Origin of the sequence: Paenibacillus sp. NEAU-GSW1, assembly GCF_009737085.1 — a bacterium.
In the GTDB taxonomy this organism is placed as follows: Bacteria; Bacillota; Bacilli; order Paenibacillales; family Paenibacillaceae; genus Pristimantibacillus.
In genome coordinates this window covers 163,331-175,264 of record NZ_WOVL01000011.1, presented here as the reverse complement: position 1 = coordinate 175,264, position 11,934 = coordinate 163,331, and the positions used below count along the sequence as shown (strand labels likewise).

Annotated in this window: 10 protein-coding genes; 1 reads left to right on the top strand and 9 read right to left on the bottom strand. The window is 53.3% G+C overall.

Going from position 1 to position 11,934, the window contains the following annotated elements; translation table 11 throughout:
* Positions 1-187: 187 nt before the first annotated feature.
* Entirely contained in the window at positions 188-868 is a 681-nt protein-coding gene (locus GOM71_RS11035; protein ID WP_156280946.1) for an SDR family NAD(P)-dependent oxidoreductase, read from the bottom strand.
* Between the two features lie 129 nt (positions 869-997).
* Positions 998-1,738, bottom strand: coding sequence for an RNA polymerase sigma factor (locus GOM71_RS11030; protein WP_156280944.1), 741 nt, complete (start codon positions 1,736-1,738; stop codon positions 998-1,000).
* Positions 1,739-1,905: 167 nt separating this feature from the next.
* Between GOM71_RS11030 and clpP the strand changes: the two genes are divergently transcribed.
* A complete protein-coding gene (gene clpP, locus GOM71_RS11025) occupies positions 1,906-2,493 on the top strand; it encodes an ATP-dependent Clp endopeptidase proteolytic subunit ClpP (RefSeq protein ID WP_367649555.1) in 588 nt (195 codons plus the stop codon).
* A gap of 63 nt (positions 2,494-2,556) precedes the next feature.
* Here clpP and GOM71_RS11020 read toward each other — a convergent pair whose 3' ends face one another.
* The 7 genes from GOM71_RS11020 to GOM71_RS10990 form a co-directional block, all read right to left on the bottom strand.
* Positions 2,557-2,853, bottom strand: coding sequence for a rhodanese-like domain-containing protein (locus tag GOM71_RS11020; RefSeq protein WP_483311035.1), 297 nt, complete (start codon positions 2,851-2,853; stop codon positions 2,557-2,559).
* Positions 2,840-3,238 (bottom strand): DnaJ family domain-containing protein, encoded by a 399-nt coding sequence (locus GOM71_RS11015; protein ID WP_367649554.1) that lies wholly within the window; start codon positions 3,236-3,238, stop codon positions 2,840-2,842. Before GOM71_RS11015 ends, GOM71_RS11020 begins: the two co-directional genes overlap by 14 nt.
* 125 nt (positions 3,239-3,363) lie before the next feature.
* Entirely contained in the window at positions 3,364-6,267 is a 2,904-nt protein-coding gene (locus GOM71_RS11010; protein ID WP_253944800.1) for a VWA domain-containing protein, read from the bottom strand.
* A complete protein-coding gene (locus GOM71_RS11005; protein ID WP_156280936.1) occupies positions 6,257-8,221 on the bottom strand; it encodes a vWA domain-containing protein in 1,965 nt (654 codons plus the stop codon). Before GOM71_RS11005 ends, GOM71_RS11010 begins: the two co-directional genes overlap by 11 nt.
* 15 nt (positions 8,222-8,236) lie before the next feature.
* On the bottom strand, positions 8,237-9,232 hold the full coding sequence (locus GOM71_RS11000) for a DUF58 domain-containing protein (RefSeq protein WP_156280934.1): 996 nt from the start codon (positions 9,230-9,232) through the stop codon (positions 8,237-8,239).
* Positions 9,229-10,218: an AAA family ATPase gene (locus tag GOM71_RS10995; protein ID WP_156280932.1), complete on the bottom strand. Its 990-nt coding sequence runs from the start codon at positions 10,216-10,218 to the stop codon at positions 9,229-9,231. Before GOM71_RS10995 ends, GOM71_RS11000 begins: the two co-directional genes overlap by 4 nt.
* A gap of 12 nt (positions 10,219-10,230) precedes the next feature.
* Positions 10,231-11,919 (bottom strand): hypothetical protein, encoded by a 1,689-nt coding sequence (locus GOM71_RS10990; RefSeq protein WP_156280930.1) that lies wholly within the window; start codon positions 11,917-11,919, stop codon positions 10,231-10,233.
* Positions 11,920-11,934 lie beyond the last annotated feature (15 nt).

The following is an 11,934-nucleotide window of genomic DNA, read 5'->3' as shown; positions in this document are numbered from 1 at the left end:
GGGAAAAACAGTTTTTGTGACGAGGTCACTGCCTCAAAATAGCGTACGTTCTCCCAGCTACCGCCATCATAGAACGGCCATTAAAAAAGGCCAACCAGAAATCTCTGGCTGACCTGATAATACGAAATAGCGTTGCAGAGAGCAATCCCTGCAACGCTAATTTTCATGATTGTCGATTTTGCTAATGCTATTGCGTGACGGAATGGGAAGGCTGCGATTGCGAGAACACGATTTCCGTTTCATCGCGGTTTTGATACAGATGCCAATATTTTTCGGCGATCAGATCCGGATCGTAGAACGTATCCTTATGAACATAACCGCCGATTGTTACCGTGCCCACATAAATATGGTGCGGCTTCAACTCCTGGGCCAGCGAATAAGCAAGCGAGCGAACGCCGGCTTTTCCAATCGAAAGCGAAGCATAATCCGGACTAGGCGATAACGCGAAACCGCCGCCTGTAATAAAAATCGTCCCTTCCTTGCGTTCGATAAATTGGGGAATGACTTGCTGAACGCTCGTTAATGCGCCAACGACGTTGACTTTGAAATCGTCGATAAGCTGCTGTTCACCCAGCGTGGAAGGGCTCGCCTTCGAGATTGCTGCCGCATTGTAGAGCAGCACATCCGGCTGCCCGAAATTTTCGCGAATTTGCCGGAAAGCCTCTTGAAGCGATGGTTTGTCAGCAGCGTCTGCCGCTGCCGTAAAAACTTCAATTCCATCTTCCTTAAGTTCATTTGCGTAAACTTCGAGCGAAGCGGTATTGCGCGCGACCAACGCGACGCGGAATCCGTTTGCGCCGAACTTTCTTGCTACTGCGGAACTGACTCCAGCACCTGCTCCTACGATTGCGATTAACGGTTTGCTCATAAAATCACTCCTTACATTAGGATTCTCATAACATACCATCCCAATAGGAATTGTGCTAATAGAAAATATTTAAGCTTAACGACAACAATGGGACCTTTTTCTATTGAACACTTTTTAAAGCCTAATCTGTTACGCTGCGAATAGCAGCAGCATCTCAAGCTGTCTCACTCGTGCGTTGTTCCAGCTCTGTTTCAGCTGAATCATTCGGGTTTGCGCGAACCCTACTGCAACAGCCGCATGTATCGGATCATTCTGGACAAGCGCGATTAGCGAGGCGGCCTCGCCTTGCGTACAAGCTGCGGCAATTGAGCGAACCATGACGATTAGGTCCGCTTCTGCCGGCTCTGGCAATTCATCATCAAGCAGCGCTTTTCGTACAGCCGGAAGTGCGGCGCGAGCGCGATGATGCGCCGCTTTAACCGCTCCCTGCGTAGTGCGCAGCATCTTCGCTGTTGATTCGATGGAATATCCCCATACTTCTCTTAGCATAAAAACGAGCAATTGCTGCGGCGATAAATGATTCATTAACGCTTGAACGAGCCGTTCGGTTTCCAGAGCGTCTGCCACAGGCTGATGAACGGTTTCCGTTTCCGCTTGCAGCAAACGAGACTGCCGGGATTTTTTGCGCAGCGCATCGATCCAAGTCGTCTTCGCGATACGCAACAGAAGCGCTTCTGCATTGGCGTGTCCTTCGATATTCAGTTTTTTCCATGCTTTCGCCCAACACTCCTGCGCTAAATCCTCACCCTCTATATAGGAGCCCGTTAACGATCGACAATACCTTCGAAGAGTCGCATCGAGCTTGCCAAGTTGCTCTATAAATTGCGGTGAATCGGTTTGAACGCTTGTTGCCCCAACGATTCCGTTCATTCGCACTACCTCCCTTTGCAATAGTAAACGTCCGCCATCGAGAAAAAGATACGCGCTTTGAGCTGGTTGACGATTTTATTTTCAATGCTTAATTTGCCGTATCCTGCAACGTCTCCAATTCGTTTTCCGATATGTAAGCTAAAACGAACAAACGGAGGTTGATTGCAGTGAGTATGTATATGCCCTATGTTGTTGAACAAACCAAAAACGGTGAACGTTCCTATGACATTTATTCCCGATTGCTAAAGGATCGGATTGTATTTCTTGGATCCGCGATCGACGATCAAACCGCAAACAGCATTATGGCGCAGCTGCTCTTCTTGGCGGCGGAAGATCCGGATAAAGACATTTCGCTGTTTATCAACAGCCCTGGCGGCTCCACAACTGCCGGTTTCGCCATCTATGATACGATGCAATACATCAAACCACAAGTGCATACCATTTGCGTCGGCATGGCCGCCTCCTTTGCGGCCATTTTGCTGCTTTCCGGCGCTAAGGGCCACCGTTACGCGCTGCCCAACAGCGAGGTGATGATCCATCAGCCGCACGGCGGCGCGCAAGGGCAAGCATCCGATATTGCGATTAGCGCCAAGCGTATTGTCGATACTCGTACGCGTCTAAACCAAATCGTATCGGAGCGAACCGGACAGCCGCTGGAAAAAGTCGAAAAAGATATGGACCGCGACACCTTTTTGACTGCGGAAGATGCGCTGGCATACGGAATGATCGATAAGATCATTACTAGCGTAGGCTAATTAAAAGGGGCTGCCTTATAGGTATGATCACCTATTGAGACAGCCCCTGATTTTCATGGTTGCTTATTCAACTTCGCCTTGCCATTGCAGCATGCCGCCCGTCATATTGGTTACTTTGTAACCAAGCGCCTGCATATATTCGCAAGCTCTGCCGCTCCGGCCGCCGCTCCGGCATACCATAATGTATTCCTCGTTTTTGTCGAGCTCGCCAAGCCGCGCTTCAAGCTCGGACAGCGGCAGAAAACGCGCTTCTTTAATATGACCGGACTCCCACTCGTCGAGTTCGCGGACATCGATTAAGTTAAGCGACTTTCCTTCCTTTAATAACGATTCTACCTCTTCCGGGTTAATTGTTGCGATCATTTTCATCCGTCCTCTCGATTTTCTCTATAATTTGCGTTTCATATTGCGTAAAAGCCGAAGATTGGCTCCAGCCTCTAGCTTCCATCATCATCCGATAGCGAAGCCTTTTCTCGTTTAGCTTGCGCGTCAACGAATTGCGTTCCTTCTCATCCTTGCAAAGGTCAAGCAATTCCTGAAGTGTAACCATTTCTTTGGCGAGCGCCATTTCCTCTGGCACGACGCCTGCATTTTTCAATAGCTTGAAGCTGACGCGAAGGTCCTCCGGCACAAAGGACAGATCCTCAAGCTCCAAGGGCTTGCCTTTACCCGGCAAGTTGTCGAACTCGCCCTTTGCCATCGCTTCTTGAATTCGCTGCTCAACAAGAGAAGATAACCAGTCCACCGCTATCATCGCTCCTTCTCTTGGACTATTGTATCGTTCTTGCAATGCCGATGTCCAGCCAGAATAAAACAACGCTCTGCCAGAAGCAATATGCCCCGGCAAAGCGTTTGTTCCATGTGAGAATTCTATCGCCTAGTCCGATTTTTAGCCGCCAAAAGCCGATTCACTTTCTCGTTGCTGTCCGGCTTAGGCGCAGCGGATGAGTCAGACTCTTCATGTCGAGCAGGCGCCGTCGGTTGAGGTTTAACCGTTTCTTGCTGCGATACGTTATGAATCACTTCCTGTGTACGCTTTACGTTTTCTTTGGCAGACGCTGCCGGTCGGTCATTATCGTTCTCAAAAAATGATGCGGCGCGGCTTTTCCGCTGCTGAAGTCTCGATACCGACAGCACGGATGCTGACGATGCCGCTTGCGCGGCTTCGTTGCTCTGTTTCCTCGCGAACGCTAGATGCGAATGCAGCCATTTCCCCCATGCAGTCCACGGAAGCGACAATCTGCGCATCGCAATATCGAGCAATAATAGCAACAGTGCGGTTACGAACAGATGGCGGGACCAATCGAATCGCTGCCGCATCCGTTCAGGCGCAAATCCAAATGCATCTTGCGGACGATCATACGCAAGCACGCTGCCTCCCGTCGCTTCGGCAAGCTGCTTCAGCGTATCCGCTCCGTTATCGTGCGTAAGAAGTCTATACTCCGGAGAATACGGAATGACGAAGCCCGCTGTCGTTCCGGCAGCGGCGCCGCCCGCCGCATTCTCGCCTCCGCCGATCCGCATCAAATAGACGCCCGGCTCGTTTATCGGCAAGCTTGCCTTATATTCGCCTGGAGCAACAGGAACAGGCTCCAATATCTTCGTATCGCCGACTGCATTGTTGATGACTGCAGTCAGCTTGGTCGAATAATCTCCTTCGCCGCCCTCTGCCCGTATTCGAATATCCGCTTTACGGCCCTCGAGCTCAGCTTGAACCGAGTAAGGCGTGCTTTCGAACTGAGGGAATGTCCATTTTATCCATTCCGTAAGCATTTTCGGCATTTCCGGCCAGGCAGTCCACTCTCGGGACCATCTTCCCGTCATATCACTCGTCCATGCTACTGCCCTGCCCGAACCGTATGGCCATCTTGCCAGAATCGGATCGCCTTCCGGCGAAAGCAGCGCAACTTCTGCCGTTTCCTTTGCAGTCGTGGCGACGTATGCGTTCAATTGCGGAATCCCGTTTTTCCACAGCGCAGACCAGTCGCCAGCCTGCCCGATTTGCGGAGTAAATGTCTGCTCCACGATATAAGCACGCGACATCATAACGGTCTCGCGGCTAAATATTGCCGGCAGCGTGCTTTCATCTTTCGTAAAATAATACCTTCCCTTCGCATCCTTTGCGAGCTGCTGCAGCAATGTTTGATCCGCGCCGTCGCCTACAGCTACGGTTGACATCGTCATTTGCTTTTCCACCATGGCGTCCGTTAGCGTTTTATAGCCTGGATTGGACGCCGACTGTCCGTCTGTAAGCAAAATGATATGTTTACGCTGCGTCTGCATTTCGAGCAACTCATTATAGGCCTCTTGTACCGCCGTAAAAATCTCCGTTCCGCCTTCCGGCTGAATACCTTGAATTTTGCTAATGACATCCTCGCGATTCGTCAGCTTTGTCGGTTCAACAACCCACCAAGGCGAGGAATCGAAGGCGACTACGCCGACAGTATCCTCCTCGCGAAGCAGCTCGACCGTACGCATCGCCGCTTCTTTCGCCAACTCCAGCTTGCCGTCCGACATACTGCCGGAGCGGTCGATGACAAGCACAAGACCGAGAGACGGAATTTGCCGTTTTCCTTTCAAATCCATATAGACCGGCAGAGCTCGTTCGACCGGAGTTTTGAAATATCCGCCAAGGCCGAAACTGTCGTTGCCGCCAATCATCACAAGTCCAATTCCGTAATCGCTGACCGCTTTGGCGATCCATTCCATCGGTTTCTCGGCAATTCGCGTTGCGGGAACGTTATGAAGAATGATGCTGTCATATGCCGCATAGGAAGCCAGCTCGACAGACAGCCGTTCCGGAGCTATCGTTTCGTGCCGGATAAAAGATGCATCCATAGCGGCTTCGATATTGGCGGATGAGCCCGGCTCGCCTTCAACGATCAGGACACCCGGCGGACCGCTTACTTTGCTGAACGCATAAGCCTCATTGTTTTGCTCGCGTTCATCCCCGTCCGTAAACAGCTCAGCGCGGAATTGATGAAAACCGGGATCAAGCGCTGCGCTTTGCAGCGCGAAACGGTTCTCCCCTGCTTCCAGCTGAATTACGCTTCGAGTCAATTCTATATTGTCGCCATATAATCGCAGCTCGCCGCTTCCGGCTGTCGTGCTTGTAATGGTGAATTCAAAATTGTACTTCTCCCCCTGACGAAGCGTTGACGGAACATCAAACGATTCGATAGCAGCGTCTGTCACTTGCGGCGGTGTGATCGGCACGACATCCACTTCAATGCCAGCGCTCTTGAGCATGGCAGCCTGTCTCAGCATGCTCCCCGCATTTTCCGCTCCGTCGCTTAATAAAACAATTCGACCGCCGCCAGCTTGCTGAAGCAGGCCGGATGAGAGCCGCAGACCTTGTGACAGGTCAGTAAACTGATCATTAACGACAGCTCGGAACGTATAGCTGTCTTCACTGCGCAAAGCGTCTTTCGATAACGCCCTTTCAACCGCAGCGTCCAGCCCGACTGTAACGATGCCGCCCATGTCCTCATCATCCTTGCCTGCCATCGCTTTCGCGATCCATTGCCCTAACGCTTCGTCCGCCTGAACGCTCGAAGAACGGTCGGCGATAAAAACAACGTTCCGCTCGCTTAACGTCCAGAACGGCTGCAATTGCGCAGCAATGGCGATAAGCAGCAGCATAATAATCGCGCGGATAGTGATTACCGCGGCTTTGCGGCTTCCCTGAAGCCTTGCTGTCGAGGCAATCATCCGCCAGACGAAATAGCCCCACGGTATGAGGAGAAGGAGAAGCCAAGGCGAGTTAGCCTGCATTCCCACGACGATACACCTCCCATTCCCCGATCAAAAGCGCGAATAGCAGCAACGCAAGCCATCCGGCAGCGGATGCAGCTGCTGCCGGCATTCCGAATCCGATACCGGCACGATCCATTTGTTCTGTATTGTCCGTATTTGTGTCTGGCGCTTTTGCCGCACTGACTGGAGCGATCGGCTCTGTTGCCTGTCCGAAAGCTTCATTCTCTCCCGGATCCGCCATCACAGCCAGCATCCGATCTCCCGCCGCTCTGCCGGATCCGTCGTATTCCTTCAAACGATACAACCCCGGAATCGCGGGCGCATTAATCACTCCGCTTGTAAGGTCGGCAGCGACGATCGGTGAATTCGCATTGCTCTGTCCATAACCTTTCAGCAATTCGACAGGCATCCACTCTGCTTTCGCCGTATCGCTGCCTACCGACACCTCAACGTTCGCATCTGCAATCGAAGAACCCAACTCGCTCCTAATCCCCCCGCTCATCCAATCCGCAGCCTGTACGATCAGAACCGGAAATTCAGGGCGAAGCGGCAGATCCGTATCTTGAAGATCGAACGTAAACCGCAATTGCGGCTTTCCTTCAACAGTCCCGGCAAAAATGGCTGGAATGCCTCCATATTTCACAATGGGCTCCCCCCATGCAACGGCAGGCTCATCCAGCCTTCCGATATGCGTATCGGCTAGCGATAAATATGAAGTAATCGGATGAGCAGCAATTTCGATTCGGCTATTCGCCGGAACCGCCCCTGTTTCATCGGGATGATCGATATACCAAACCGGCTTCTCCCGCAGCAGCTTCGTCCAATTTTTATCCTTCAGCAGCCTTTCTGCATCGCCGTCGATAATAATCCAATCCAGCTCTTTGCCGTTTTCGGCCGAAGGAACGTATTGCTCGGCATTTACTTTCAACGTACTCACGCCTGCGAGCAGCAGCGCCTTCTCCAGAAAAAGATTTCCGTCGCTGACTAGCAGCGCCGTCTTGTCTCCTGCTGCGGCCGGAAACTGGTACATCATATTATCCGCTTCATAGCGGTCGCCTTCATATTCGAGAACAGCCTTGTAGAAGGCTGCTCCACCCGGGAGCTTGCTTATTTTCACGCTCGCCCAGCCGTTTGCTTCGGCTTTCATTTTCTCAGTCGCAATCGCGCTTTTCGAACCTTCCGCATAAACCTTTATTGTCATCTGACGGGCAGCATTCGAATCATTGCGAACCGTCAGAACCGCCTCGCGTGTGTTATCGCTGTTAGGCTGATCCTTTAATCCGAAATGTACGATCGCGGCATTTCCGCCGTCCACGCTATCGCTTGCCAGCATGAGGCGAAGCGACGAATGCAGCTGAAGCTCGTTAACCTCTGCCGCATCCTTCCATCTGCCGTCGGTAAACAATACGATTTCTCCGTCAGATTCCTGTGTCAGCAATGAATCGGCCAGCGACATCGCAGCCAGATTATCGGCTGCGCCGAAGGTTGGGTGCAGGCTGCTGATTGCTTCGATCGCTGCGTTATGGTCAAGCTCGCGGGAAGCAATCAGCTCCGGCTGCTCTCCTGTAGCAATTATGGTCAGCAGCCGATTAGACGGCTGCTCCGAAATCCAGCTTGCCGCTTGCGCCTTCATCTGATCCATTAGCGGTTGTTCGTCGTCGCCTTTCGCTGTCATGCTTGCCGATCGGTCGACGATCAGGACGGCGTGACCTTGAGGGGCATTCGATTGCTTCCAATACGGCCCCATAATAGCCAGTACGAGCAGAGCAGCCGCAAGCAGCTGAAGCAGCAGCAACGGACGTCTTCGCAATTTTTGCCACGGCCGATTAGCTTCTTGCTCCTGCAACACCCGATTCCAAAGCATATGGCTCGAAATTTCAGTATCGATATAAGTTCTTTTTAACAAATACAAAATGACAATTGCCGGTAATGAAAGCGCAAAAAAGGCGGAAATCGGCGATAAAAATTGCATCCTTGTCTTGCCCTCCTATTTGCTTCTCAGCACGCCCCGTTGCAATAAATCCCGTTGTACAGCCTGACTCAGCGGACGGCCCGTATCAATAAACAAATAATCAATGCCGCGCTCGCCGCACAACTGCCGCAAATATTGACGATAGCCGTCAACCGCTCTCTTGTATTTGTCAATTAACGGAGCGGACACGGCAATATCTTTGCCCGTGCCCAACTCGCTGTCGATCAGCTTCAATTCGCCCGACAAATCCGGCTCCAGCTCATCCGGGCTTAGTAAATGAATGAATACAATTTTTTGTCCTGCGGCAAGCAGCGCTGTTAACGCCTCTTCAATGCCTTCTTCATACATCGCGTCAGTGAGCAGGAAAGCAACTCCCGATTTAAACGGCTTGCCTCCCGCCGCGTTTATCGCCTCCGACATGGAGAGCGATGGCGGCGTGTGAGCCGATGCAGCGTCCGAAAGCGCCGAACGAAGCTTCTCCTCCTTGCGTATCGTTTCGGCGAGCATCGAAAATACGATCGGCAATGAAGCTTTCCCTCTAACCGGCATTAGCTGGTTTTCGAGTCTGCTGTCGCCATAAAGCTTCAACGCGATACGATCCTCGCCCGACAGCGATGCATAGGCTATGCAAGCTGCAAGCCGAACGGCGTAATGCAGCTTATTGTCTGTTCCGCCGAACGTCATCGATCGGGAAACATCAATGAGCAAATTAACGCTAAGTTCTTGCTCGTCCCAATACTGGCGCATATATGCGCGGCCGGTTCTGCCGTATACGTTCCAGTCCAATCGTCTAATATCGTCGCCGGGGGCGTAGGGCCGATAATCGGCAAACTCTTGCGAGCCGCCAAGCGAGCTCGAGCGGAGTTTGCCCGCCATTGTCCCTTTTATCCGGCTGCCTGCCGCAACACTTAGTTGTTCCAAGCGGGCAAGCAGCGCAACGTCGGGAAAAAGCAATTTGATATTTTGTCGCGAGTCGCTTGCATGCTGTTCGATCAGCGGCTGTTCGCTCATCGCTTGGACTCCAGCGACGCAAGTATCAATTCCGTCAGCCGATCGGTTGTAATGCCCATTGCCTGCGCTTCATAGCCCAGCACAATACGGTGACGCAGCGCTGGCAGCGCAACGGCGCGAATGTCGCTCCACGCGACGTGCAGCTTGCCTCCGCAAAGCGCCCTTACTTTGCTTACCGCTATAATCGCCTGAAGCGCCCGCGGCCCTGCGCCAAATCTTGCGTAACGCTTCACCTCTTCAGGCGCGTCAGCCTCTGCCGGATGCGTCATCATAACAAGCTGAACAGCCAGATCAAGGACATCGTCAGCAACTAGAATATGCTTCGCATATTGCTGAAGCTGCTGCAGACGTTCGCCGTTCAAAACGACCGTTGCCCGCTCCTGCCGAGGCGAAGTCGTCCGAAGCACGATTTCCTTTAGCTGCTCCCTAGTCGGATAGTCGACACCGATTTTAAGCAAAAACCGGTCCAGCTGCGCTTCAGGCAGCGGATACGTACCTTCCTGCTCGATCGGATTTTGCGTCGCAAGCACGAAAAAGGGTTTCGGCAGCAAATGGGTAGTTCCGCCTGCGGTTACCGTTCCTTCCTGCATCGCTTCCAGCAATGCGCTTTGCGTCTTGGGCGTAGCCCGGTTTATTTCATCCGCCAATACGAGATTGCCGAAAATCGGCCCCGGTTGAAACCGCTGTGCAGCGGCCCCTTGCGCGCCGAAATCAATCAACGTCGTACCTGTAATATCTGACGGCATCAAATCGGGTGTAAACTGGATGCGCGAAAACTGCAAATCGACCGTATCTGCCACCGTCCGCACCAGCATCGTTTTCCCTAAACCCGGAATTCCTTCCAAAAGCGCATGTCCCCCGGCTAACAAACACCAGAGCAGCTGTTCGACGACCATCTGCTGGCCTACGATGATTTTGCCTATTTCCGCTTTTAATGCAGCGATTTGTTCCGCCGCCTCATCCACTTGCGCTTTCGTCTCAATCATCCGGATCACCTCTTATCGATTAGGCTGTATTTGGTCAAAATATTGCTTCACTTTGTCCTGCATGCTTTGCGGCAATTGCGACCGCGACAGCGCATCCTTCGCTTCCGCCGCATATTCGCTGTACACTTCCTCATAAGGCCGAGTCATCCCGTCAATCATCGGCGACGGGTCCTCTGAAGTTTGCGTCTGGCCGCCAGTCGACGGACCGCCGTCCTGCTGGACGTTCCCGGAGCCTTGCAAATCGCGGGGAGTTGTAATAAGTCCTCGCCCCCCGACTCCGGTTCCGCCCGTTAAGCCGCCCTGTACGCCTCCGCCGGTACCGTTTCCATTGCCGTTGCCGCCGTTTCCTTTACCCGAGCCCGATCCAGATCCAGATCCGCCTCCGCTTTGCTGTCCCTGTCCGGTTCCGCCGCCATTGCCTTGAGCTCCGTTCTCCGCGCCTCCCGGTTCGCCGGAAGAGCTCCCATTGCTGCCGCTGGAGCTGCCGCTTGCACCGCTAGTCGCTTCGCTCCAGGAAGATGGAACACCGCCTCCTTGAGCTGCCGCTCCTTGCGCCAGCGCTTGCCCCGACTGCGAGAGCTGCTCTGCCATCGAACGGGCGATCGCCTCCAGCTGAGCCTGCGAAAGCTCTTGCTCTAATGCTTGCTGCAGCTCGCTTAGACCATCATTCGCGCTTCCCTCAGATCCGCCTGAGTTTCCATTTCGGGCTTGCTCAGCTGCTTTCTTCAATGCTTCCGCCAACTCTGAGGCTTCCTCAGGCTGCTCCATCGCAATCCTTTCCAGCGCTTCGGCAATCGCCTTACGCTGCTCCGCGGTTAAACGTGTCAGCTCATTTCGCATATCGCTTATCGCTTTTGCCGCTTCGGCCGCATTGCGATTTTGCAGCGCATTGCCTAACTGCCGCAGTCCAGGCTCCGATTCCATTGCCTCCGATGCCTCATCGAGGCGCTCTGCAGCTTGCTTCGCGGCATCAGCCGTTTGCTCCAGCTTCTTTATCGCTTCTGCAAGCTCCTCTAATGCTGCCGCAGAATCGTTTTCTTGCGCCAGCTTGTTGCGCAGCTCCTCGAGCGTCTCCTTGATCGGTTCTGCAGCTTCCGATGGAAGCTTTGCCGCCTCAAGCTCCTGCTTAAGCTCCTCCATCTGCTCTTCGAGCCTCTCCAGCTCTCGCGCTGCTGCCGCTCTCGCCTCCGCCTTCTCATCGAGCGGATTCGGCCAAAAAAGCAGCAGCGCCGTCAAAGTCCAGACGGCGCCAAGCGCATAAACGAGCAGCCGCCATTTTCGCCATGACGGCCACGGCAGCCGCTCGCGCAACGACTCTGTATAAGCGCGAGCAGATACGACAGCATCCTCGCGCTGCAAACTGACAATTACCGGCTCTGCATCAAGAGGATGCGATAATCCGTCGAGCGCAGTCAAAATCGCATCATCCGTCCCGCTTCGATCCATCGCCTTCGCCGCATCGCTCAGCGTCGCGCGCTTCCAATAGCCGTAGGCGAGTCCAGCCAACAGACCGGCCGCTGCAAACAACAACGCAAAAAAACGCGCATGCAGCAATGGAAACAGCCGGCTTACCGCAAGCAGCAGCAAGCCGGCAAAGCTGCCGGCAAGAAAGCCCAGCAGCGCATTGCGGCTTACTGTAAACATCGTTATCCGGCTGCGCACCGGTGCGAGCAGCTGCAACAATGTTCGCCGTTCCGTCATCTCGCCCACATCCTT